We start from the raw sequence: 24,546 nt of genomic DNA on the forward strand, positions 1-24,546 counted from the left end.
CGCGGCGCACCCTACCGAGGGTTGGGATCAGGTGCGGAACACGCCCAGCCCGCCCTTCAGCGCGCGGGCGGTGTCGCCCAGCTCGGCAGCGGAGCGGTTGATCGCGTCGACGTCCTGGCGGGTGTGTTCGAAGGCATCGCGCATGCCGCCGAGGCGGCCGGACATGTCGGCCACGGCGTGCTGGATTTCCTCGCTGCTGGCCAGGGCCTGGTCCACCGTGGTGCTGACCTGGCCCATCTGCCGCACCAGCGCATCGAGCGCCTCCAGGGCCTCGTCGGCGTCGCCGGCCAGGGCCCGCGAGCGCTCGGCGGTGCTGCCCATGCGCTGGGCGATCTGGCGGATGGAACCGGTTACCTTGTCGATCACCTGATGGGCGTCGCCCAGCACCGTCTGGGTCTGGCCGGCCAGCTTGCGCACCTCGTCGGCGACCACGGCGAAGCCGCGCCCCGCCTCGCCGGCACGGGCCGCCTCGATGGCCGCGTTGAGGGCCAGCAGATTGGTCTGCTCGGAGATGCCGGCGATCATCTGTAGCACCTGGCCGATCTGCTCGGCCTCGCGGCTGAGGCCGTCGAGGTCGGAGGCCAGTTCGACGTTGGCCGAGGTGCTGCCGTGCACATCCCCGATCAGCCGCTGCAGTTCCTGGTGGGCACGGCTGAGTTCGCCGCTGGCGCGTTCCAGGTTGGCGCGCACCGCGCCGGACAGGCTGGAGGAATGCCCGGCCGCGTGCTGGATCGACTGGCCGTGCTGGTCGACGTCGGCCAGTTGCCCCGCGGCCTGCTGGATCTGCCGGGTGATGTCGTCGGCGCGCAGCAGGAAGGTGTCGGCCAGTTGCTGGTTGCTGTCGGCCATGCCGGAGGCGCCGGCCAGGGTCTGGCGCAGGTCCTGCAGCAGGCCGGACAGGCGCTCGCCCATCTGCCCCAGCTCGTCGCCGCTGACCAGGGCGATGGGCCGCGACAGGTCGCGGTTGTCGGCGATGCGGTTGAGCTGCCCGGTGAGCTGGCGGATGCCGCGCACCAGCATGCGCGCCGCCAGCCAGGACAGCAGCAGGCCGACGCCGAGGGTGGCGGCGCCGATCAGCAGGAGGCTGCGCAGGCTGTCGTGAATGGCCTGGTCGAGGCTGTCGAGGGTGACGTCCACGCCCACCACGTAGGGCTGGCCGCCGGCGGTGCGCAGCGGCAGGAAGATCGAGCGGAAGCTGCCGTAGCTGTCGGTGTATTCGTCGAACTGCACCTGGCCGCTGCGCGCGGCGGCGGTCACCGCCGGGCTGGCGTCGGCGTAGTGTTCGAGATGCTTGGCGTAGGTGTCGGAGGCGATGTCGTCGTCGCTGGCGCCGTCGGAGAGGTAGGACACCTGGCCGCCGGCATCCACCATCAGGGTGTAGGCGTACTTGAGGTCCACTTCGGCCGCGTACTCGCCGAGGTTGCGCACCTGGGCCAGGTATTCGCCGTCCCTGAGGCCATCGGCGCTGCGGGCGCGGTCCAGATAGTCATCGCCGAGCAGGCGCGGCACCGCGTGGGCCGCCGCGCGCAGGCGGTTGTCCATCTGCGCGCGGATGTCCTGGGACTTGGCGTACTGGGCGTAGCTGATGAAGGCGGCGATGCTGATCAGGTTCACCAGGGTGAACGCCAGCAGGAGCTTGGCTTGCAGGCTGAGATTGCGCAGGAGCATACGGCAGTTCCATCCGACGGTAGGGGCCGCGTCTATCGGCGGCCTTCCTACTGTGGCGGTTGTCGCACGCAAAACTTTAGTGGCTCATGCCTGCTCCGCTCGCCCGCGCCATGCCGCAGGGTGCCTCAGACGGCGACGGCCTCGCGACGCTGCTTCTGCATCAGCTCCATCTTGCGCTTGTGCACCAGCATGCGCGACGCGGTGACGTGGATCGGGCCGCCGGTGAAGGTCGGCAGGTTGCGCAGGCCCCAGCGGTCGCCGTCGTCCTTCTCGATGGCCTGTCCGTTGGCCAGCTTGAGGCTCAGGGTCACGTCGAAGATCAGCTCGCGCACGCTCGACGGGTTGAAGATGGCGGCGCTGTCGATCGCCTTGACCAGCTCGACCTCGTTTTCCTTGGTCAGGGTCAGCAGCAGCATGCCGTCGGGGCGAGGCTTGATCGAAACGCTGTGGGCAGGGAAGGCGTCGAAGAATTCCTTGATCGCGAGTTGCATCTCTCTCTACTCCCGGTGGTGATGTGTGTTTCAGGACCTTTGCCAGTGCAGCCCTTGTGCCAATCCGGGATTTAAAAATAATTACTTTATTATCAATGACTTATGAACATCACACAGCCAGTCGACACCATGCAGAATGCACGACGGGGTCTTGCCTGGTTGCAGATTGCACGAAGAGGAGAGAGAAAACGGGGACGCGAGCCGTCGCCCGCGGGGAGTCGCCGGAGGTGCGCCGCGCGCCGCGATGGCTCGGAAGGCCAGGGCGCGCGGCACCTGTTTCAGAAGTCGAGGTCGACCTTGGCCCAGAGCGTCCGGCCCGGCTCGTCGATGGCCACCGGATCGGCCGGATAGCCGAAACCGGCGTCGCCGGCCAGGTTCAGGTGCTCGGCATAATCCTTGTCGAACAGGTTATCGACACCGGCACTGAGCCTAAGGTTCGAACTGACGCGATAGGCGCCGTTGAGCGAGAACACGCCGAAGCCGGCGCTCTCGCCGAAATCCTGGCCGACCACGTTGCCCTTGCCCTCGTCCACCCGGTGCTGCGCCGCCACCACGCGCCACAGGGCGCCGGCGCTCCAGTCGTCGCGCTGGTAGGTCAGCCCGAGGCGCGCTTCCAGCGGCGGCATCTGCGGCAGCGCCTGGCCGTCGGAGCTGTTCTTGCCCCAGGCGTAGGCCAGCGTGGCGTCGGTCTTCCAGCGCTCGCTGAGCGCGTAGGCGACGCCCAGTTCGCCGCCCATGATGCGCGCGTCGATGTTGTCGGCCCGCGAGCCGCCCATCGCGCCGCTGTAGTCGAACAGGATGTAGTCGCGCACCTGGCCGACGTAGCCGGAGGCCCAGGCCTGCAGGTGCTCGCCGCCGTACTGCACGCCGAAGTCGAGCTGGGTGGTCTTCTCCGGCTCGATGCCGTCGAAGGCGTTGGCCGCGCCCACCGGGCCGGTGCCGGCGGAGAACAGCTCCCAGTAGTCGGGGAAGCGCTGCACGTGGCCGAGGCCCGCGTAGAAGGTGGTCGGCGAATCGGCCAGGTCGTGCTCGTAGCGGGCGAAGCCGCTGGGCAGGGTGTCGGCCCGCGTCTCACCGGCGGTCGGGTTCGGCCGGCTCATCATCATGCCCTTGACGCTCTGCCGATGGTCCTTGGCCGAGGCGCGGTCGAGCCGGGCACCGGCGACCACGCGGCTGCGCTCGGCCGCCTGCCAGGTCAGCTCGCCGAAGGCGCCGTAGTCGTGCATGACCGCATCCTTGCTCCAGGGGAAGCGGTCGGCGTCGACGAAGCGGTCGCCCATCATCTCGTAGCGGGAGCCACGCGCGCGGTGCTCGCTGCGCAGGGCGTCGACGCCGGCTACCAGCTCGACGTCGGTCCAGGCGAAGGTGGCGGCGAAACGTCCGCCCATGGTGCGGCGGTCCACCTGGGAGGCCATGGGCATCGGCATCATGCCGTGCGGGTCCGGCACGCGCAGGCTGAAGTTGTCCATCACGTGGTCCGCGTAGTTGTAGTAGAGCTGCGCCTCCAGCTTGTCGAGTACGCCGCCGAGGCCGGACTTCTCGAAGCGCAGGCCCAGGCTCTCGCGCTCGAACTGGGCGCCGTCCATGCCGCGCCCGGCATAGCGGGCCTCGCCGTCGCCGCGTCCGGCGGACAGCTCGACCAGGGTGTCGGGATCGGGCGTCCAGCCGATGGCCAGGTCGCCGTTCCACTTCTTCCAGCGCGAGGGCACGGTGTCGCCGTCGCCATCCTCGTAGTCGTCCGACCGTGCCTGGTTGCCGACGAAGCGCAGGTAGCCCTGCTCGCCGCCGACGGCGCCGTCCAGCACCTTGTCCAGGCGGCCGTTGGAACCGCTCAGCAGGCTGGCGTGCAGGCGGCTGCCGAGTTCGCCGAAGCGTTCCGGCTCGCGTTCGAACAGCACCGTGCCGGCCGAGGCACCGGGGCCCCAGAGCACGGTCTGCGGGCCCTTGATCACGGTCAGCCTGTCGAAGGTCTCCGGTGCGATGTAGGAGCTGGGCGCGTCCATCCGGTAGGGGCAGGCGCCGAGCATCAGGCCGCCGTTGGTGCGCAGGTTGATGCGCGAGCCGAACATGCCGCGCAGCACCGGGTCGCCGTTGCTGCCGCCGCTGCGGATGGCGGAAAAGCCGGGGATGGTCTTGAGGTAGTCGGTGGCATCGCTGGCCGGCACCGGCTGGCGGGCGTCACGCGGGTCGGCGATCACCGTCAGCGGCGAACTCTGCTGCACGGCGGTGACCACGGTGGGCGCCAGCTCGGCGTGAGCGGCGTGCTCGGCCAGCGCCGGAGCGGCCATGGCCAGGGTCAGTGCGGATAGAACGAAGGGCAGGCGGCCGGCACGGGCCGGCCCGAATACGAACGGATTCATGATATTTCCCGAATGTGAGACAACGCGATGCCCTCCCGGGGAGGGCGATGTCGACGCGGTTCAGGAAAATGCCGGGGGCGCCCGGCCGGGCGGTGCCACCAGGAACGGCGGGCTGAGCGCCAGCGCCTCGGCGAAGCGTGGCCGCTGGGGCGCGGCCACCGCCGGCGCGGGCGGGTCGAAGGGTATGGACTCCAGGCTGGCCAGGTGCGCGCCGCACTGCACGCAGGGCAGTTGCAGGCCGGAGACGCCATCGTCGTCCATGTCGCCCATCTGCCACTGCATGCCCTGGGAGGTGCACAGCAGCATGAAGCCGCCTTCGCTCATCTGCGGCAGCGCCCACAGTGGCATGCCGACGCGCAGCAGCATGCCCACCAGGGCAAAGGCGTAGAGCCAATCGCGGGTACTGCGGCTGAGTGGATTCAGGGCGGGCATCCTTCTGCTGCGGGCCATTCTAGCCAGCGCCCGGCGGCGGCGCTGCGGACATGGCGTCGCACCCGGGGCGAATCCGGCGTAATCTGGCTGCTCCGTCTCTGAACCAGTCGACAGGCACCCGCCCCGGCGCGGTTCTACAATGCATACCCAACCCGGCATCTTCGGGATCGATCGAGAACACCATGGCCGACGAACCTCCACGCCTCCCCAGCAGCCTGATCGAGCGCAGTTACGAGCTACTGGTGAAGGCCGTGGTCGACTACGCCATCTATATGCTCGACCCCCAGGGCCGGATCATGACCTGGAACAGCGGCGCCGAGCGGATCAAGGGCTACGAGGCCTGGGAAGTGATCGGCCAGCACCTGGAGATGTTCTTCCCCGCCGAGGACCGGCGCGAGGGCCGCGCCCAGCGCCTGATCGCCACCGCCCTCAGCGAGGGCCGCGCCCAGGACGAAGGCTGGCGCGTGCGCAAGGATGGCTCGCGCTTCTGGGCACTGACCGCCCTCGACGCCATCCACGACGACACCGGCCGCCTGATCGGCCTAGCCAAGATCACCCGCGACATGACCGAGCGCCACGACGCGCAGCTGCGCATGGACGAGGTCCGCGCCCAGCTGTTCCAGGCACAGAAGATGGAGGCGCTCGGCCAGCTCACCGGCGGCATGGCCCACGACTTCAACAACCTGCTCACGGTGATCATCGGCGCCACCGAGCTAGCCTTGCGCAGCGACAACCCCGAGCGCATCCACGCCCTGCTCGACAACATCCACACCGCCGGCATGCGCGGACGCGAGCTGACCCAGCACCTGCTCACCTTCGCCCGGCGGCGAAATCCGGAGGCCCAGCAGATCGAACTGGAGCCGGTGCTCAAGGCCGCCTCCACTCTGTTCGGCCAGGCGCTGCCCAAAGGGATCCGCCTGGAAGCGGCGATCGAGCCGGCACTGCACCCGGTGCGGGTCGACCCCAGCCAGCTGGAAATGGCCCTGCTCAACCTGATCTTCAACGCCCGCGACGCCATGGAACAGGGCGGCTGCATCCGCCTGGGCGCGGAGAACCGTTCGCTGCAAGGCGAATGGGCGGAGCTGCGCGGCGACTTCGTGCTGATCTCGGTCAGCGACGACGGCCCCGGTATCGCGCCGGAGGTGCAGGCCCGCATCTTCGAGCCGTTCTTCACCACCAAGCAGTTCGGCAAGGGCACCGGGTTGGGCCTGAGCCAGGTCTATGGATTCGCCCGGAACGCCGGGGGAACCATCAGGGTCGAAAGCGAGCCCGGCAACGGCACCCGCATGACGCTCTACCTGCCCGCGGCCAGCTAGTCGTCGCGCCGCCTTGCCGGTAAAGTGCGGCCATCCGCGGCGCATCGGCGTGCCGCTACCCGCTAGAGAGATGGAACGAACTTGGAACAGTTAAAACGCCTTCAGAGCGGCATCGATGGCCTTGATCTCCTGTTGAAAGGGGGTCTGGTCAGCGGCGCTTCTTATATCGTTCAGGGCCGCCCAGGATCGGGCAAGACCATCCTCGCCAATCAGATCGCCTTCAACCACGTGCGCGACGGCGGCCGTGTGCTGGTGGCGACCCTGCTGGCCGAATCCCACGACCGCCTGTTCCAGTTCCTCTCCACCCTGAGCTTCTTCGATCCGCAGCGGGTGGGCAGCGAAATCCAGTTCGTCAGCGCCTTCGACACCATGCAGAACGAGGGGCTCGACGAGGTGGTGCGCCTGCTGCGCCGCGAGATCAACCGGCAGAAGGCCACCCTGCTGATCGTCGACGGCGTGCTCAACGCCCGCTCCCGCGCCGAGTCCCCGCTGGACACCAAGAAATTCATCTCCGAGCTGCAGGGCCACGCCGCCTTCGCCGGCTGCACCGTGCTGCTGATCACCAGCGCCCGCCTGGAAGACGGCAGCCCCGAGCACACCATGGTCGACGGCGTGGTCGAGATCGGCGAGGAACTGCACGGCAGCCGCTCGGTGCGCCGCATCCAGCTGCGCAAGACCCGCGGCAGCGGCGCGCTGTCCGGCCTGCACGAGTGCGAGATCAGCAACGATGGCGTCACCATCTATCCGCGTCTGGAAAGCCTCTACGCCAGCCCCTCGCGGCCGGACAGCGCGGAGCTGAAGCGCGTCCCCAGCGGCATTCTCGGGCTCGACGAGAAGATCGAGGGCGGCCTGTCGGAGTCCTCGGTGACCCTGCTGATGGGCCCCTCCGGCGTCGGCAAGACCAGCATCGGCCTGAGCTTCCTGGCGCAGAGCAGCCCGGAGGCGCCGGGCCTGCACTTCGGCTTCTACGAGACCCCGCAGCGCCTGCGCCTGAAGGCCCACGCGCTGGGATACGACCTGCAGGCGCTGGAAGACAGCGGCGCCCTGCACATCGTCTGGCAGCCCACCACTTCCGGCCTGCTCGACGCCCTCGGCCTCAAGCTGCTCGACACGGTCGAGCGCCTGGGCATCCGCCGGGTGCTGCTCGACAGCCTGGGCGGCATGGCCCGGGTGGCGACCAACCAGACCCGCCTCATCGAGTTCTTCAGCGCGTTGATGAACGAGCTGCGCGCCCGCGGCGTGACGGTGATGGCCACCTGGGAGATGCGCGATCTGTTCGGCTCGGAGATCCACGCGCCGGCGCCGGAACTGTCCAGCCTGGTCGACAATCTGCTGCTGATGCGCTTCGTGGAAATGAATTCCGAACTCAAGCGCTCCCTTTCGATTCTCAAGATGAGGGACAGCACCTACGATCCGGCCCTGCTGGAAGCCGTGATCGGCGAACGCGGCATCCGCCTCGAAAAGACCTTCAGGAATGCAAGCGCGGTCCTCACCGGCACCGCGACAGCGGATAGATGAGTAGAGCATGACGACCATCCTGATAGTCGATGACGAATATCTGATCGCGGATATTCTCGGCTACGCGCTGGAGGATGAAGGCTACATGGTGGTCAAGGCGACCAATGGCCGCCGTGGCCTGGAGGTGCTCGACCGCGAACGGCCCTCGCTGGTCATCACCGACTTCATGATGCCGGTGATGGATGGGGTCGAGTTCGCCAGGGCCATCCGCAGCCGACCCGCCACCGCCGACCTGCCGATACTGCTGATGAGCGGTGCCCACGGCAGCATCGGCCGGGCCACGCCGGAGCTGTTCGCCGAGGTGTTCGACAAGCCCTTCGAAGTCGACCAGATCATCGCCAAGGTCCGCGAACTGGTCGGCCCGGCGGGCTGAAGCCGAAACTGTGAGCCCGGCCCGCGCCAGGGAACGGCGCATCGGCTACACAGGCAGTCCCTACAGAAGCCATTCCCGCGCATCGGTGCGAACCCCATGGCTGCCGTGCGCAGCGGTCAGCAGGACATGGCCCCGAGAAAGGACTCCGCAATGAACGCCCAACAGCAATGGAAGAACCAGGTGCTCGGCTACGCCGAGGCCATCAACGCGTTCGTCGAACGCGGCCTGCGCGACGGCTGGGACAACGTCGGCGAAGAACCGCAGATGGCGCCCACCAAGCACCTGCTGGGGCCGCTGCGCCAGGCCCTGCAGGCCATCAACGCGCCGGGCGCCAGCGCCGCCGAGCGCGAGGCGTTCCGCGCCGACTGGCCGCCCGCGCACCTGCCCCTGATCCCCCTGCTGGACGCCGAAGGCACGCAGATCTGCGCCCTGGCGCTGCTCGACGACGGCGGCCTGCTGGCGCGCGTCGGCGCGTCCTACCAGGAAGGTCATGTGGTGCGCATCGACGGCGACCAGGTGGAGCGCATCGTTGGCGTCGACTTCTTCGGCCGCTGCCCGGCGCGCCGCTACTTCGCCCTGGCCAACACCCAGGGCGTGCGTGTGGTCGATGGCTGGGGCGGGCCGGAAGTGCTGCGCCTGGCCTGGCCGACGGGCCTGGAGGACCTGCCCGAGGGCGTGTCCGGCCGGGCGCTCGACGGACCGCCGGCGCCGACCCAGCTGATCCCCTTCCCCGACGGCCGCCGGGTGCTGCTGGTCAGCGGCGAAGGCATCTTCGTGCTCGCAGAGGCGGGCGCCCGCCGCCTGCTGCCCTCGCGCGAGCAGATGGAAGAGGCGCTGGCCAACGGCGACTGGGAGGCCGACGACATGCCCTGGGGCCTGTCCATGGAGCACGCGGCCATCTCCCCCGACGGCCGCTGGATCGCCCTGGGCTGCCAGGACGGCCGCCACCTGGTGCTGGACGCCGACCTGCAACCGCAGGCGCAGATCGGCCCGGTCGGCGAATACCCGCACTTCGCCCTGTTCAGCCGCGACGGCTCGCGCGTGATCTTCAACGCCTGCCACTTCTACAACGGCGCCACCCTGGGCGTGGCGGTGGCCGACCTGCCGGGCCTCGACACCGACTACTACGCGGACGACCCGCGCACACCCACCCTGCAGGAAGGCGCGCGGGTCTACGCTGGCGTGCACCGCGACGGCGAGTTCATCGTCGGCGACGCCCACGGCTACCTGCGCGCCTTCGACGAACGGGGCGAGGAGCGCTGGCAGCACTTCATCGGCTCCACCGTCGGCGCCATGGACATCTCCGCCGACGGCAAGACGCTGGTGGCCGCCACCTGCGCCGGCTTCCTCAGCGTCATCGAGCTGGACGCCGGGCGCAAGGCGCCCTGGCAGATCGGCACCGGCGAACACCTGGAGCGGCATCGCTGGCTGTTCTGGCAGAGCCTGCCCCAGCCGCTGCTGTGGTGAACCTGGAGCCTGCCCACGACCTGCCGTCAGGCGATCGTGGGCAGGGCTCTCAGCGCCCGAACAGCTCGATCAGCCCTTCCGCCAGCGTGCCGCGCCAGTTCAGGTAATCGTGGCCGCTGGCCCACTCCCGGTGCCGGACCTCGTAGCCCTTGGCCTGCAACACGTCGCGCAGGTGGCGGGTGGTGTCGAAGATGCCCAGCTGGCCGTTGCCGGCCTCGAACAGCCCCGCCTCCAGGTAGAAGCGCACCGGCAGGCGCGGCGAGCGGACGAACTCGCGGGTCAGCCACTCCGGCTCCTGCCCCGGCGGCGACCACCAGTAGGAACCCGACTGACTGAGCACGTTGCCGAAGATCTCCGGGTGGCGCAGCGCCGCGTAGCTGGAGGCCAGGCCGCCGTAGCTGGAGCCGGCGATCACCGTGCGCGCCGCCGGCGCCTCCAGCCCCTGCTTGGCCACCCAGGGCCGCAGCTCCTCGGCGAGGAAGCGGGCGAAGTCCGGGTTGGGCGGCAGCTCCACGCCGCGCGCCTCGGGGCTGGCGTTGTCGATCAGCACCGCGGCCATGGGCGGGATGCGCCCGGCGGCGATCAGGTTGTCGAGGATGGTCGGCGTCGGCACCTTGCCCAGGTAGGCCTCGGCGTCGAACAGGTACAGCAGGTGGTTGTCCGCCGCGCCCGCCCGGTAGCCGTGCGGCCGGTAGAGGTGCACCGCGCGCTGGTTGCCGAGGATGCGGCTGGCCAACACATGGCGCTCGACGCTGCCCCGCGCCACGTCCGACCGCTGGTCGTTCCACGGCTGCGCGGGCGCCTGGTCCAGCTCCAGCAGCGAGTCGTGCTGGAACGCATCGGCGCCCCGGGCCGGATAGACCCGTGGGTTGAGCGGGTCGGCCTGGGCGGTGGCGAGGATGGCCCGCCGCCGCGTGCCGGGGTCGGCGTCCAGCTCCGGCACGTCCGGCGCCAGCTGGTAGGCCAGGCGCGTCGCGCGCGGCAGGCGGAAGGTGACGAACCAGACGTCCGAATCACCCAGGCGGGCCAGCTCGGAGTGGTCGTAGCCGGGGCCGCCGAACAGCCGGACGTTGCGCTCGGCGCCGCGCCAGAGGAAGGTCACCAGCGCCTCGTGCTCGTCCAGCGGTTCTATCAGCGGCGTGCCGCGCTCACCCATCTCGGCCCAGAAGGCAGCGCTGCCCTCTCCCGCCGCCAGCGCCGCCTGCAGTGCGCGCAGCCGCGGGCTTTCCAGCTCCGTGCGTGGCACGCGCTGGTCCGCCAGCGGGGTGACCGCCGCCAGGCGCAGGCGGTATTCGGCACCCGCCGCGCCCTGCAGACGCAGGCGATAGCCCGCGCGCGCCGGCGCCACCAGCTGGAAGGCGCGCCGGCCGGCATCGCCCGCCACCAGGCGGCGCAGGTGACGCCCCGCCTCGTCCTGCAGGTCGAGCTGCACGGCGGCGCTGGGCAGCTCGCCGCTCAGGTAGTCGCCGCGCCCGAACTGCAGCCTGATCTCATGTGCGCCCTGCCCGTCCAGCCGGCCCTCGTAGTGGCGCGCCTCCCCGGCCTGGGCGTGCAGCCCCAGGCCGAGCAGCAGCACGCCGGCCAGCAACGGCATCCGGCCTACCATGCGTAGTTCACGCTGGCAGTGAGGGTGCGGCTGGCGCCGTAGAAGCAGGTGTCCATCGCGGCGCAGGAGGCGGCGTACACCTTGTCGGTCAGGTTGCTGGCGTTGAGCTGGACGGATGCGCCCTCCAGGTCGGCAGCCAGTTTGCCCAGGTCGTAGCCGAGCATGGCGTCGAGCAGCACTACGGAGTCGACCTTGTACTCGTTGTACTGGTCGCCGTAGCTGGAGCCGATGTAGCGCACGCCGGCACCGGCGGACAGGCCCGGCAGCACGCCGCCGTCGAAGCGGTAGGTGGTCCACAGGCTGGCCAGGTGCGCCGGGGTACGCGGCGGCTCCTTGCCTTCCACGCCGGGGCGGGTGGTCTTGGTCACTTCCGGCTCCAGGTGGGTGAAGGCGCCGACCAGTTCCAGGTTGTCGGTCAGGTTGCCACGGGCCTCCAGCTCCACGCCCCGGGTGCGGATCTCGCCGGTCTGGCTGGGGAACCAGCTGCCGTCGTAGGTCACCACGTTCTGCTGGGTGAGGTCGAACAGGGCCACGCTGAACATCGCCTCGGTGCCCGGCGGCTGGTACTTCAGGCCGACCTCGGTCTGCTCGCCGGTGGTCGGCTTGAACGCCGGCTGGCCCGGCTCGGGCGAACTCAGCACCGGCTCGAACGAGGTGCTGTAGCTGATGTAGGGCGAGAAGCCACTCTCGAAGGCGTAGAGCAGGCCGGCGCGCCCGGTGAACTTCTCGTCGTTGAACGACTGGCGCTCGCCCGCCAGGCGGTCGTCGGTGCGGCTGCGGGCACGGTCGTGGCGGCCGCCGAGCAGCAGGTTCCAGTTGCCGAATTCGATCTGGTCCTGCAGGTAGACACCGATCTGGTCGGCGCGCCGGGTGCTGTCGACGTTCGCCGAGAGGTCGCCGATGTCCACGCCGTAGCGCGGGTCGTAGGCGTCCAGCGGGTACTTGCCGCGGTAGCTGAAGTCGCGGTCGTCGGTCTCGTCGCGGTGGGTGCGCTTGTAGTCGACGCCGGTCAGCAGGGTGTGTTGCAGCGGGCCGGTGGCGAAATCGAACTGCAGCTGGTTGTCGAGCACCACCTGCTCCATCTGCGCTCGGCTGTCCGCCGGGATGCGCTCCAGGGTGCGGTCGTCGCTCATGAACATGAAGACGAGCTGCTTGTAGTGCTCGTTCTCCTTCAGGTAGCGCAGGTTCTGGCGGAAGGTCAGCAGGTCGCCGAAGCGGTGCTCGAACAGGTAGCCGATGGACGACTGCTCGCGCTCGGAGCGGTAGAAGTCCGGGTCGCCGATGTCCAGGTGACGGGAGATGCGGCCGTGCGGGCCGGAGTTCGCCACGCCGTCGGTGGGCCAGAAGTTGCGATAGCCCGCGTCGGGGTCGTTCTGGTAGTAGGCCAGCAGGGTCAGGCTGGTGTCTTCGTTGGGCTGCCAGGTCAGCGACGGGGCGATGGCGTGGCGCTCCTCGTCGATGTGGTCGACCTCGGACTGGCCCTTGGAGAGCAGGCCGTTGACCCGGTAGAGCAGCGTGCCCTGCTCGTCCAGCTTGCCGTTCAGGTCGAACGCGCCGCGGCGCAGGGAGTCGCTGCCGACGCCGAGCTGCACACGGTTCTTTGCCTCGGCCGAGGGACGCTTGCTGGTCAGCGCCAGCAGGCCGCCCGGGTTGGCCTGGCCGTAGAGCACCGAGGCCGGTCCATGGATCAGCTCGACCCGCTCGAGGAACCAGGGGTCGACCTGGGTGTAGGACTCGCCGCCCACGGTGAGGCCGTCGAGGTAGGTCGGCGCGTAGCCGAAGCCGCGCACGTAGACCTCGTCGACCCGGTGCGACGAGCCGCGGTAGTCGGCGAAGGTGCCGCCGCTGTAGCGCAGGGCCTGGGCCACGTTGGTCACGGCCTGGTTGTCCAGCTGGTCGCGGGTGATCACCGAGATGGACTGGGGCGTGCGGATCAGCGGCGTGTCGGTCTTGGTGCCGGCGGCGCTGCGCTCGGCCAGGTAGCCGTCGACCGGGCCGTAGGCGTTCTGGCCACGGCCGACGATGCTGGTGCTGCCCAGCTCGACGGTGCCGTTGGCTTCCGGCAACGGACGGATCACGTAAACCCCCTGGCCGCTCGGCACGGCTTCCAGGCCCGAGCCCTGGAGCAGGCGCTGCAGACCCTCGGCCACCGGCCACTGGCCCTGCAGGCCGACGCTGCGCTTGCCGGCAGTGAGTTCGGGCGACACGGCGACGCTGACCCCGGCCTGTTCGGCGAAGCTGGCGAGCGCGCCGCCCAGGCTGCCCGGCGCAACGCTGTAGGCGTGGCTGGCGACCGCGCTGTCGGCGGCCTGCAACGGTGCGATGGCGAACGGCGCGGCGCTCAGCAGCATGGCCAGCAGGCCGTGGCGCACGGCGACGACGCAGGGCCGCAGAGCGACCCGGGACGAATCGGAAGACCGATGGAGATCAGGTGATGACATGGGTTCGACTCTTTATGGGTTGGCAGTGGTTCTGCTGCCTTGACACCCGAGCCGCCGGAAGGGGACAGGCGACGATGATTTTTTGCGGATGCGTGCGGCGATCGTGGAAGAAGGCCGCCGTTCACGCCGGCAGGATCGCCGCCCAGTAGCGCGTGCGATGCACCACCCGCACCGGCAGTATCCGCGGCAGGCTGTCGAGCACCGGCGTGGCGTTGTCCAGCTGGAAGGTGCCGGACAGGCGCAGCCCCGCCACCTCGGCGGCGCAGGTGACGAAGCCGGGACGGTAGCGCTGCAGGGCGGCGGCGAACTCGTCCAGGCGGCCGTCCCGCAGGTGCAGCACGCCCCGGGTCCAGGCGTCGGGCGACTCCTGCAGGGCCTGCACCGGGCCGGCGAGGCGCGCGTCGAAGCGCACCTGCTGGCCGGCCTGGAGTTGCAGCGGGGGCTGTTCCGAGTCGCGCGGGCGCACTTCCAGGCGCCCCTCCAGCACTGCCAGGCGGGTGCCGTCCGCCTCCTCGCGCAGGTTGAAGCGGGCCGCCTGGCCGCGCACGCAGCCGTGCTCGGTGCGCACGACGAAGGGCCGCGTCTCGTCCACCATCTGCAACAGCGCCTGGCCGCGCACCAGCTGCAGGCGGCGGCAATCGACGTCGTAGGCCAGGTCGATGGCGCTGGCGCCGTCGAGCTGCAGCCGGGAACCGTCGGCCAGCGCCAACTCGCGCCGCTCGCCGGGCGCGGTGCGGTAGTCGGCCAGCCAGCCCTGGGCGCTCGCACCCCGGTAACCGGCCCAGGCGAACGGCAGGGCGGCGCCGGCGATCATCAGTGTCTTGAGCAGGTCGCGGCGGTCGATGCGCTGGCGCCGGGCCAGGGCCGTCATGCCCGGCCCGGCCGGCACCTGGCCGAGGCGCTGGCTGACGTGCACGGCCTTCTGCCAGGCCGCCTCGTGGTCGGCATGGCTGGCCCGCCAGCGCGCGCATTCCTCGTGCTCGCGGGCGCTGGCCCCCGGCGAATGCAGCTGCACGAACCACTGGGCGGCCTGGTGGATCACCCGGGGGTCGAGCGCCCCGCTCATGCCAGCGCCAGCATGCAGTGGGCCAGCCCCTGGGCCACATAGCGCTTGATGCTGCGTTCGCAGACGCCCAGGCGCCCGGCGATCTCGACGTAGGTCAGGCCCTCCAGCTGGGCCAGCAGGAAGGCCTCGCGCACCCGGCCGTCGAGGCCGTCGAGCATGGCGTCAATCTCGTACAGCGCCTCCAGCATCAGCAGTTGCTGCTCGGGCGCCGGCGCCTCGGCCTCGGGCATCCGCGCCAGGGCCTCCAGCCAGGCGCGCTCCAGCGACTGCCGCCGGTAGTGGTTGAGCAGCAGGCGCTTGGCCACGGTGGTGAGGTAGGCACGGGGCTCCTGCAGCGCCTCCAGGCGCAGGGCCTGTTCGCTGCGGCCGACGGCCAGCAGCACGCGGACGAAGGTGTCCTGGGTCAGGTCCGCCGCCTCGCAGGCGTTGCCCATGCGCGACGTCAGCCAGCCGTGCAGCCAGCCGTGGTGCTGGCTGTACAGCGCGCCGACCTGGCGGCGCCCCTCGATCTCGGATGGCATGGCGACGGACACGTTCGCACCTGTGGATGAGAAAAATCCTATTTAATAATAATTATCAACAACAAGCCAAGAGGGGTCCGCGCCGCGTTCGAGTCGAGAATGACTGGCAATTGAGTCCGACTCGCCGAATCGCTAAGCTGTCGGCGACTTTCCTGCAGGTCTGGATCACCCCGGCGATGTCGCAGCAATACCCTTCCCTCCTGGCCTGCTTCATCGCCGAGCGGCGCAACCTGGCCCGCTACCTGACCGGGCGCACCGGCTGCAGCGCCACCGCCGAGGACCTGCTGCAGGACGCCTGGTTCAAGCTCAACCGCCTCTCCGGCGAGCCGGTCGACAACCCGCTGGCCTACCTGCGCCGGATGGCCGCCAACCTTGCTATCGACGATGCCCGCGCCAACGCCCGCCGCCTGCTCGACCCGGTGGAGATCGAACTGCTGCTGGAGGTGCCCGACGAGGCGCCGAACGTCGAGCAGGCCATCTCCGACCGCCAGCAGTTGCAGCGCCTGGCGGAAATCCTCGAGGAACTGCCGGAACGGCGCCGCGAACTGTTCCTCGCCGCCCGCCTCGAAGGCCAGCCGCACAAGGCCCTGGCCCAGCGCTTCGGCGTCAGCCTGCGCACTGTCGAGCTGGAAGTGCGCCGGGCCCTGGACCACTGCGCCCAGCGCCTGCGGCAACAGGGCGGCGCCCCGGCGCCACGCCGCGAGACGCCGCCGACATGACCCCGCACCGCTCCAGCGACCCGCTCGACCTGGCCCGCGAGGCCAACGCCTGGGTCGCCCGGCTCACCTCCGGCCAGGCGACGGTCGAGGACGCCCGCGCCCTGCGCGAGTGGTGCTCGACCAGCGCCGCCCACGCCGAGGCCTACCGAGAGGCGGCGCAGCTGTGGCGCCAACTGGGCGAGCTACCCCGCGCGCCGGCGCGCCGCCGGTCCCGCTGGCGGCCGCTCGGCGCGGGTCTGGCCGCCTGCGTCCTGGTGCTGGGCTTCGCCTGGCTGCAGGCCGGGCAGCGCATCGACGCCCGCGCCTGGCTCGCCGACCACAGCACCGGCGTCGGCGAGCGCCGCGAGATCCGCCTGGAGGACGGCAGCCGCATCGAACTGGACGCCCGCACCCGGCTGAACCTGGACTTCAGCGCCGAGCGCCGGCGCGTCGTGCTGAGCGGTGGCGCCGCGGTGTTCCATGTCAGCCACGACGCGGCCCGGCCCTTCGTGGTCGAGGCCGACGACGGCAGCGTGACTGCACTCGGTACCGTGTTCGAGGTGCGCCACCAGGGCGCGGGCGTGCGCGTGACCTGCAGCGAGGGCGCGGTCGCCGTGCGCCTGGCCGGGCGCGCCCCGCAGCGCCTGGAGGCAGGACGGCAACTGCGCTACGACGCCCTCGACGATGGCCGCCCGGCGCCGGTCGACAGCGCCGAAGCGCTGGCCTGGCGCCAGGGCGTGCTGATCTTCAAGCAGCGCCCGCTGGGCGAGCTGGTGGAGGAGTTGAACCGCTACCGCGCCGGCCGCGTCGTCCTGGCCGACGCCGACCTGGCCCGCCGCCCGGTCAGCGGCGTGTTCCACCTGCAGCGCCCCGACGAGGCACTGGCCCACATCCAGAGCAGCCTCGGCCTGGACGCCACCCGCCTGCCGGGCGACTGGATCGTGCTGCGCTAAAACCCGCTGTCGCACACACCCCCTGCCCTGTGGGAGCGGACTTGTCCGCGAAGCTTTTCTGTGGAGCCCATTCGCGGACAAGTCCGCTCCCACAAAGGGGGGCACACCCAATCGGGGCCCAGCCAAAAAATCCCCGTCCGCGATTGCGGGTCGGCGCTGTGGCGAGCGTCTATCGAATAGGAACGCTTTTCATCCGCACCTGTTCGATGACACCGGGGAGATCACATGCCAACGCCTTTTCCGCCCAGGAGCCGCCTGGCCAGCTCCATCCTGCTCGCCTGCACCGCGCTGCTGGGCCATGCGCCCGTCACCTGGGCCGCGGAGACGGCCGCCGCGCAGAGCGAGCAGCTCAGCTTCGACATCCCGGCGCAGGGCCTGGATGACGCGCTGAGCGCCTACGGCGTCGCCAGCGGCGCCCAGGTGCTGTACGACGCGGCGCTGACCCAGGGCCTCAGCTCCCGTGCCGTCAGCGGCCGCATGGATCGCCAGCAGGCGCTGGACCAGCTGCTCGCCGGCACCGGCCTGGGCTACCGCTTCACCGGCGCCCGTACCGTCACCCTGCAGGCCGGCGCCGTCCCGGTCGGCCAGGCGATGGAGTTCACCCCGATCCTGATCAGCGGCGAGAAGATCGAGCGCGACCTGCAGCAGACCACCAGCAGCGTGGCCGTGGTCAGCGCCTACCAGATCGAGCAGGCGCGCATCCAGAACCTGCCAGACGCCTTCCGCATGATGGCCAACGTACGCGACGCCGACTGGGCCGACTCCGGCTACATCATCCGCGGGATCAACTCCGAGGGCGTCGGCGGCCCGGCCGGCCGCCCGCTGGCCACCGTCTACGTGGACGGCGTGGCGCAGACCATGCAGGGCGCACGGCGCGGCGCGCTGGGCCTGTGGGACGTGGAGCAGGTCGAGGTGCTGCGCGGCCCGCAGTCCACCGTCAGCGGGCGCAACGCCCTGGCCGGCGCCATCCGAATCGAGTCGAAGGACCCGACCTACCACTGGGAAGGCGCGGCCCGCGGCACCGCCGGCAGCCTGGACACCCGCGGCTACGCAGCGATGATCTCCGGCCCGCTGGTCGAGGACCGGCTGGCCTTCCGCCTGGCCGCCGAGCGCAGCCACGCCGACGGCGGCATCGACTATCCGTTCTTCGACGGCATGCCCCGGCTCGACGAGCGGGAGGACGACGACTACTGGCAGGTGCGCGGCAAGCTGCTGTTCCAGCCCCACGGCGAGGACGGCGTGCGCGTCCTGCTCAGCCACTCGCGCAGCTACGACTCGCCCGCCTACGCCGACGTCGACGGCCCCAGCGGCGGGGTCGGCTACTTCGACCGCGAGTGGGGCCACCAGAGCGACGCGCTGTTCAGCGAGGCGCGCAGCACCCTCAACCACAACACCGCGCTGGAGATAACCCAGCCGCTCGGCGAGGGCCTGACCCTGACCTCGCTGACCACCCACGTGAAGACCGAGACCAGCCGCCCCTCGGTGGACCTGGGCACCACCGGCGACATCGACGAGCGCGAGATCGCCCAGGAACTGCGCCTGAACTGGGACGATACCCGCTACTCGGCGGTGGCCGGGCTGTACATCAACAGCGGTGAGGAAAAGACCTGGCGCCATCAGCAGCGCTCCTGGGAGAGCTACCAGCGCCGCGACCGCAGCAGCAGCGACGTAGACAACTACGCCCTGTTCGGCGAAATGAACTGGCACCTGACCGAGCAGTGGACCCTGATCGGCGGCCTGCGCTACGACTACGAGAAGCAGGACTACCACTCGGTCAGCCAGCGGGTCGACCGGGCCACCGGCGCCCTGGTCAGGAACAGCGGCAGCGGCGGCGACACCCACTACGATGCCTGGCTGCCCAAGCTCGGCGTGCAGTACCAGATCGACCCGCAGCAGAACGTCGGCTTCGTCGTCCAGCGCGCCTATCGCGGCGGCGGCACCGCCACCAACTTCCTGATCAACGAGGTCTACGACTACGACCCCGAGTACGCCTGGAACTACGAGCTGTCGTACCGCTCGCTGTGGGCCGACGGCCGGGTGCGGCTGAACGCCAACCTGTTCCGCCTGGACTGGGAGGACCAGCAGGTCAACGTGCCCCAGGTGCCCGGCGACTTCACCAGCGACGTGGTGGTCAATGCCGGCCAGTCGAACGTCACCGGCTTCGAGGTGGAACTCGGCCTGCAGCCGGCCACCGGGCTGGACGTGTTCGCGTCCGTGGGCCTGGCCAAGACCGAGTTCGAGGAATTCAGCTTCGTGCAGAACGGCGTGGCGCTGGACCTGGCCGGCGAGCCCTTCCCGCAGGCGCCGGAATGGACGGCGGCGCTGGGCGCCGACTACCAGCACGGCAGCGGCTGGTTCATCGGCGGCGACCTCAAGTACACCGGCACCACCACCTCGCGCTCGCAGCTCGAAGGCGCAGCCAAGGATCGCCTGCCCGTATACACCCTGCTCAACCTGCGCACCGGCTATGCCGGCGACCAGTGGCGCGTGACCCTGTGGGCCAACAACGTCACCGACGAGGAATACGTCCTCTATCGCTACGATGAGCCGGGCTACCAGTTGGCGACCGTGGGTCGCGAACGGGTGGTCGGCAGTACGCTGGACATCGACTTCTGACCACGGAGCCGCCCCGGCAAGGGGCGGCCCCGCTTCGTCATATGTAGCCCAGCAACAACAGGACCAGCAGGATCACCACCACCAGGCCGAGGCCGCCGGACGGGCCGTAGCCCCAGGCGCGGCTGTGCGGCCAGGCCGGAATGGCACCGATCAGCAGCAGGATCAGAACGATCAGCAGTATGGTTCCCAGGGTCATGACGCGCTCCTTGTAGTCGGGGTCGTACGTCAGGCGGTGCCCCTAGGGGCTGTTCCGGCCTCACGAAAATATCGACCCGGCGGCCGCGACGGCGGTTCGGACTATTTGTTTGGGCATGCCCCAATCGAGTGTTGCCGGCGAGCGCGGTACCCCCGCGGGAGCGGCTGGGCGGCACTCTGCTGGGCCATGAGTCTTGTGGGAGCGGACTTGTCCGCGAATGGGGGCCACGACAAAGCTTCGCGGACAAGTCCGCTCCCACAGGGCCTGAGTTCACCCGCAACCGTCGACTCGGACATGGCCATTGGTTTCGCTGCTTCGGCGCGTCTCCCTGATCACTCCCCGATTTCCGGCACCCCGGCCTGCTCCCGCTGCCACTCGGCCGGCGTCCGCCCGGTCCAGCGGCGGAAGGCGCGCCAGAAGGTGCTGGGCTCGGCGAAACCCAGCGACTGGCCGATCCGGGCCAGGGAGTGCCGGCCCTGGGCCACCGCCTGCAGGGCCGCGTCGCGCCGCACCTCGTCCACCAGGGTCGAGAAATCCAGCTGGCGTTCCTGCAGGCGCCGCGCCAGGGTCCGCGCGCTCAGGCCAAAGGCCTGGGCCGCCTCGGTGCGGCCGGGCGGCTGGCCGTGGATGCGGCCGGCCAGCCAGCGCCGCAGCGCCGGCACCAGGTCGTCGGCCGGGGCGAGCGCGGCCAGACGCGCCGCCGCGTACTGCTGGTGGACCCGGGCCAGCTGGGCGTCGGCCTGGGGCAGCGGCTGGTCCAGCAGGGCGTTGTCGATCAGCAGGCCGTTGAACGCCTGCTCGAACTCGACCGGGCAGCCGAAGGCCGCACCGTAGCCCTCGGGCGGGCCGAGCGAAGGCTGGCTGAACTGCGCCTTGAGCGGCTGCACGGCGGCGCTGGTCACCCAGCGCGCGATGGCCACCACCGCGGCCAGCACCGCCTCGATCTGGTGCGGGCTGAACGGCAGCTCGCCCTGGCGCGGGTGATAGATGAGCCAGCTGGCGTCGCCGCCGGCGATCACCTGCAGGCGCCCGCCGTCGCTGACCAGGCGCTGGTACTTCACCACCACGTCGATGGATTCGCGCAGGGTCGAGGCCGACTGCGCCATGAAGCTCACCACGTTCAGCCCGGCCGGCCCCACCAGCCCGCCGGCCTTCAGGCCGAAGCCGGGGTCGCCGGTGAGCGCCGCCGCGGCCCGCCACAGCCGGGTGATGTGGTCGATCGGCCAGCGCTCGCGGCCCAGCTCACCGCTGGCGATGCCGGCGGCGGCCATCACCCGCTCTGGCGCGACGCCCATGCGCTGGGCGGCCAGCAGTACGGTGTTCACCCAGCTCATCGAAACCGTGGCCTGCGAAGTCAATTATTCTGGCCCCCAAAGTCAATACCGGCGCCATGGTATGCGGCTATGGTTCCGCTCAACAAGAACAAGGCCCACCCTTCAGAGGAGTGCCCCGATTGGCGACCACAGCCACGCAATCCGATGTCCTGGTCATAGGCGGCGGCCTCGCCGGCCTGGTCACCGCCCTGGAAGCCCTGCGCGCGGGCAAGCGGGTGACCCTGGTCGACCGCGACAGCCGCGAGCGCCTCGGCGGGCTGGCCCTGTGGGCCTTCGGCGGCATGGCCCTGGTGGGCACGCCGCTGCAGGCGCGGATGAAGATCCCGGATACCCCCGAAGTGGCTCTGCGCGACTGGCTGAGCTTCGGCGAACTGCCGCCGGACGACCTGCACTCCCTGCAATGGGCGCGCTACTACGTGGAGCGCAGCCGCGCCGAGGTCTACGACTGGCTGCTGGGCGAGGGCGTGAAATTCCTGCCGGCGGTGAACTGGGTGGAGCGCGGCCGCTACGGCGAAGGCAACAGCCTGCCGCGCTACCACGTGATCTGGGGCACCGCCCGCGAACTGACCCGGCGCATGATCGCCGCCCTCCACGCCGCCGACGGCGACGGACGGCTGCAACTGCTGCACCACCACCGCGTGGTCGGCCTGGAGCACCAGGCCGGCCGGATCGACAGTGCCGTGGCGCGCTGCGAACACAGCGGCCGCGAAGTGCGCCTGCAAGCCCCGGTGGTGGTGCTGGCCATGGGCGGCATCAACGGCAGCAGCGAGCAGGTCCGCTCCAACTGGCCCGCAGGCCGGCCGATGCCAACCGCCATGCTCAACGGCGCCCACCCCTTCGCCGACGGCGCGCTGCACCGGCGGGTCGCCGACGAGCTGGGCGGGCAGGTCGTCCATGCCGGCGAGATGTGGAACTACGCCGCCGGCTTCCCCCATCCCTACCCGCATTTCGAGGGGCACGGGCTGTCCACCATTCCCTGCAAGTCGGCCCTGTGGCTCGACCACAGCGGGCGGCGCATCGGCCCCGAGCCACTGGTCACCGGCTTCGACACCCACTGGTTGTGCCAGCGGGTCGCGGAGCAGGAGAAGCCCTGGACTTGGCACCTGCTGAACTGGCGGATCGCGGCCAGGGAATTCGCCATCTCCGGCGCCGAACACAACCCGCGCATCCGCGACAAACAGTTCCCCGCCTTCCTCAAGGAGACCTTGCTCGGCAACCACCGCCTGGTCCGCCAGATGCAGCAGGAGAGCCCGCACTTCCTGGTCGACGAGACCCTGGCCGGGCTGGCGGCGAAGATGAACGCCCTGACCTGCTCGCTGGACGTGGACCCCGCCGTGCTGCAGGCCACCGCCGACGCCTTCGACGCCAACTTCGCCGGCGGCCGGCGGCTGCACAACGACGAGCAGATCCGCCGCATCCAGCATGCCCGGCAATGGGGACCGGACCGCCTGCGCACCTGCAAGCCGGCGCCGCTGCAGATGCCCGGCGCCGGCCCGTTCATCGCCATCCACACCCAGCTGGTGACCCGCAAGAGCCTGGGCGGCCTGCGTACCGACCTGCACAGCCGCGTGCTGGGCGCCGACGGCAGTCCCGTGCCGGGCCTCTACTGCGTGGGCGAGGCCGCCGGCTTCGGCGGCGGTGGCGCCAACGGCAAGCGCTCGCTGGAGGGCACCTTCCTGCCCGGCTGCATCCTCACCGCCCGCGCCGCCGCGCGCTCGATAAACCACGGTTGATCCCAAGGAGACCGACATGGCCAATGGCGCCCAAGCACTGATGAAAACCCTGGCGGACGCCGGCATCGAAGTCTGCTTCACCAATCCCGGCACCAGCGAGATGCACTTCGTCGCCGCGCTGGACAGCGAGCCGCGCATGCGCGCCGTGCTGGCACTGTTCGAGGGTGTCGCCACTGGCGCCGCCGACGGCTACGCGCGGATGGCCGACAAGCCCGCCGCCACGCTGCTGCACCTGGGCTGCGGCCTGGGCAACGGCCTGGCCAACCTGCACAACGCGCGCAAGGGCAAGGTACCGGTGGTCAACATCGTCGGCGACCACGCCACCTACCACACCCAGTACGACGCCCAGCTGCAGTCGGACATCGAGACCGTGGCGCGCAACGTCTCGCCGGGCTTCGTGCGCACCTCGGCGAGCACCGCCGACCTGTGCCGCGACGCGGTGGACGCCATCGCCGCGGCCAGGGGCTACCCGGGCCAGGTGGCGACACTGATCCTGCCGGCCGACGTGTCCTGGGGCGACGGTGGCATCCCCTCCCCGCCACCGCCGCCGCCCGCGCCGAAGGCGGCCGAGGACGCCACCGTCGCGGCCATCGCCGCGGCCATCCGCTCGGGCCGCAAGACCGCCCTGCTGCTCGGCGGCCGCGCCCTGCGCGAGCCTGACCTGCTGGCCGCGGCGCGCATCGCGGCGCACTGCGGGGTAAAGCTGCTGACCGAGGTCTTCCCCACCCGCCTGCAACGCGGCGCCGGCCTGCCGCCGGTGGAACGCATCGCCTATATGGCGGAACTGGCGGGCGTACAACTGGCGCAGATCGAGGAACTGATCCTGGTCGACGCCAAGGCGCCGGTGTCCTTCTTCGCCTACCCGGGCAAGCAGAGCTACCTGGTGCCCGACAGCTGCAACCTGCACATCCTGGCCAACCCGGCCGACGACACCACCGCCAGCCTGGAGAAGCTGAGCGCCGCGCTCGGCGCCGACCATGCCCAGCCCGTGCTGCAGCCGGCGCAGCGCCCCAACCGCCCGCGCGGCAAGCTGAGCGCCGCCAAGGTGTGCAAGGCGGTGGGCCACCTGCTGCCGGAGAACGCCATCCTGGTCGACGAGGCCATCACCTCGGGGCTGATGCTGGCGGCCCTCACCGCCGGCGCGCCACGCCACGACCTGCTGACCCTGACCGGCGGCGCCATCGGCCAGGGCCTGCCCAGCGCCGTGGGCGCGGCCATCGCCTGCCCGGACCGGCCGGTGCTGGCGCTGATCGGCGACGGCTCGTCGATGTACACCATCCAGGCGCTGTGGACCATGGCCCGGGAACAGCTCAACGTCACTTCGATCATCTTCAACAACGCCTCCTACTCGGTGCTCAACATCGAGCTGGAACGGGTCGGCGCCGAGGAAAGCGGGCCCAAGGCCAAGGCCCAGCTCGACCTCAAGGGGCCGGTCCTCAACTTCGCCCGGCTGGCCCAGGGCATGGGCGTGCACGCGGTGCGGGTGAGCACCGCCGAGGAACTGCTGCAGGCCATGGAATACGCCCAGGCCCACCCCGGCCCGCACCTGATCGAGGCCATGGTCCCGGAGTCCCTGAACGGCGCCAAGCGCAAGATCCTGCCCTACCTGCTGCGCGCCCTGCCCAACCTGCCGCCGGCCCTGGCCGGCGCCCTGAAGCGCAAGATCGCGCCCTGAGCCCACCTGCCGGGCGGCGCCTCTGCCGCCCGGCCACCGCCCCTCCGGCCACGCCCGCACGCACGCCCACGGCGCCCCGCTT

At 70.5% G+C, this 24,546-nt stretch carries 19 protein-coding genes; 9 read left to right on the plus strand and 10 right to left on the minus strand.

The annotated features are described in order from the left end of the window. Positions 1-27 precede the first annotated feature (27 nt). The 4 genes from N7640_RS23985 to N7640_RS24000 all read right to left on the minus strand — a co-directional run bounded on the left by N7640_RS23985 (position 28) and on the right by N7640_RS24000 (position 4,951). A complete protein-coding gene (locus N7640_RS23985; protein ID WP_279904239.1) occupies positions 28-1,668 on the minus strand; it encodes a methyl-accepting chemotaxis protein in 1,641 nt (546 codons plus the stop codon). Positions 1,669-1,793: 125 nt separating this feature from the next. Continuing rightward, entirely contained in the window at positions 1,794-2,159 is a 366-nt protein-coding gene (locus tag N7640_RS23990) for a hypothetical protein (protein ID WP_220811400.1), read from the minus strand. 278 nt (positions 2,160-2,437) lie between these two features. Beyond that, positions 2,438-4,519, minus strand: a complete 2,082-nt coding sequence (locus N7640_RS23995) for a TonB-dependent copper receptor (RefSeq protein ID WP_279904240.1) — start codon at positions 4,517-4,519, stop codon at positions 2,438-2,440. Positions 4,520-4,579: 60 nt separating this feature from the next. Beyond that, the gene (locus tag N7640_RS24000; RefSeq protein WP_220811398.1) at positions 4,580-4,951 is read right to left on the minus strand and encodes a DUF2946 family protein; all 372 of its coding nucleotides are present in this window, start codon (positions 4,949-4,951) and stop codon (positions 4,580-4,582) included. A gap of 182 nt (positions 4,952-5,133) precedes the next feature. On the opposite strand from N7640_RS24000, the gene N7640_RS24005 reads away from it, so the two are divergent. From N7640_RS24005 to N7640_RS24020, 4 genes are all read left to right on the plus strand, one after another. Then, the gene (locus tag N7640_RS24005) at positions 5,134-6,267 is read left to right on the plus strand and encodes an ATP-binding protein (RefSeq protein ID WP_279904241.1); all 1,134 of its coding nucleotides are present in this window, start codon (positions 5,134-5,136) and stop codon (positions 6,265-6,267) included. An 81-nt stretch (positions 6,268-6,348) separates the two neighbouring features. Then, the gene (locus tag N7640_RS24010; RefSeq protein WP_220811396.1) at positions 6,349-7,785 is read left to right on the plus strand and encodes an ATPase domain-containing protein; all 1,437 of its coding nucleotides are present in this window, start codon (positions 6,349-6,351) and stop codon (positions 7,783-7,785) included. A gap of 7 nt (positions 7,786-7,792) precedes the next feature. Beyond that, on the plus strand, positions 7,793-8,158 hold the full coding sequence (locus N7640_RS24015; RefSeq protein WP_220811395.1) for a response regulator: 366 nt from the start codon (positions 7,793-7,795) through the stop codon (positions 8,156-8,158). A gap of 150 nt (positions 8,159-8,308) precedes the next feature. Continuing rightward, positions 8,309-9,625: a hypothetical protein gene (locus N7640_RS24020; RefSeq protein WP_279904242.1), complete on the plus strand. Its 1,317-nt coding sequence runs from the start codon at positions 8,309-8,311 to the stop codon at positions 9,623-9,625. A 49-nt stretch (positions 9,626-9,674) separates the two neighbouring features. On the opposite strand, the gene fes is transcribed toward N7640_RS24020, so the two are convergent. The 4 genes from fes to N7640_RS24040 all read right to left on the minus strand — a co-directional run bounded on the left by fes (position 9,675) and on the right by N7640_RS24040 (position 15,259). Next, entirely contained in the window at positions 9,675-11,231 is a 1,557-nt protein-coding gene (gene fes, locus N7640_RS24025; RefSeq protein WP_279904243.1) for an enterochelin esterase, read from the minus strand. Next, positions 11,225-13,672, minus strand: a complete 2,448-nt coding sequence (locus N7640_RS24030) for a TonB-dependent siderophore receptor (protein WP_279904244.1) — start codon at positions 13,670-13,672, stop codon at positions 11,225-11,227. The genes fes and N7640_RS24030 overlap by 7 nt, the downstream gene beginning before the upstream one ends. 121 nt (positions 13,673-13,793) lie before the next feature. Next, positions 13,794-14,738 carry a FecR family protein gene (locus N7640_RS24035; protein ID WP_279904245.1) on the minus strand — a complete coding sequence of 315 codons (945 nt, stop codon included), beginning with the start codon at positions 14,736-14,738 and terminating at the stop codon, positions 13,794-13,796. Beyond that, positions 14,735-15,259, minus strand: coding sequence for a sigma-70 family RNA polymerase sigma factor (locus tag N7640_RS24040; RefSeq protein ID WP_279904272.1), 525 nt, complete (start codon positions 15,257-15,259; stop codon positions 14,735-14,737). The genes N7640_RS24035 and N7640_RS24040 overlap by 4 nt, the downstream gene beginning before the upstream one ends. A 176-nt stretch (positions 15,260-15,435) precedes the next feature. Between N7640_RS24040 and N7640_RS24045 the strand changes: the two genes are divergently transcribed. The 3 genes from N7640_RS24045 (at position 15,436) to N7640_RS24055 (ending at position 19,526) form a co-directional block, all read left to right on the plus strand. Then, positions 15,436-15,978, plus strand: coding sequence for an RNA polymerase sigma factor (locus tag N7640_RS24045; RefSeq protein WP_279904246.1), 543 nt, complete (start codon positions 15,436-15,438; stop codon positions 15,976-15,978). Beyond that, positions 15,975-16,910, plus strand: coding sequence for a FecR family protein (locus tag N7640_RS24050; RefSeq protein ID WP_279904247.1), 936 nt, complete (start codon positions 15,975-15,977; stop codon positions 16,908-16,910). The genes N7640_RS24045 and N7640_RS24050 overlap by 4 nt, the downstream gene beginning before the upstream one ends. A gap of 225 nt (positions 16,911-17,135) precedes the next feature. Continuing rightward, positions 17,136-19,526, plus strand: a complete 2,391-nt coding sequence (locus N7640_RS24055) for a TonB-dependent receptor (RefSeq protein WP_279904248.1) — start codon at positions 17,136-17,138, stop codon at positions 19,524-19,526. Between the two features lie 37 nt (positions 19,527-19,563). Here N7640_RS24055 and N7640_RS24060 read toward each other — a convergent pair whose 3' ends face one another. Together N7640_RS24060 and N7640_RS24065 are read right to left on the minus strand one after the other, a co-directional pair. Continuing rightward, a complete protein-coding gene (locus N7640_RS24060) occupies positions 19,564-19,722 on the minus strand; it encodes a DUF3309 family protein (protein WP_220811387.1) in 159 nt (52 codons plus the stop codon). 332 nt (positions 19,723-20,054) lie between these two features. Beyond that, entirely contained in the window at positions 20,055-21,056 is a 1,002-nt protein-coding gene (locus N7640_RS24065; protein WP_279904249.1) for an AraC family transcriptional regulator, read from the minus strand. 119 nt (positions 21,057-21,175) lie between these two features. Here N7640_RS24065 and N7640_RS24070 point away from each other — a divergent pair, with 119 nt between their 5' ends. Both N7640_RS24070 and N7640_RS24075 read left to right on the plus strand, forming a co-directional pair. After that, positions 21,176-22,789: an FAD-dependent oxidoreductase gene (locus N7640_RS24070; protein ID WP_279904250.1), complete on the plus strand. Its 1,614-nt coding sequence runs from the start codon at positions 21,176-21,178 to the stop codon at positions 22,787-22,789. 16 nt (positions 22,790-22,805) lie between these two features. Then, the gene (locus tag N7640_RS24075) at positions 22,806-24,464 is read left to right on the plus strand and encodes an acetolactate synthase large subunit (protein ID WP_220811385.1); all 1,659 of its coding nucleotides are present in this window, start codon (positions 22,806-22,808) and stop codon (positions 24,462-24,464) included. Positions 24,465-24,546: the final 82 nt, after the last annotated feature.

The organism is Pseudomonas sp. GD04015 (assembly GCF_029837675.1).
GTDB classification, from domain to species: Bacteria; Pseudomonadota; Gammaproteobacteria; order Pseudomonadales; family Pseudomonadaceae; genus Aquipseudomonas; species Aquipseudomonas paralcaligenes.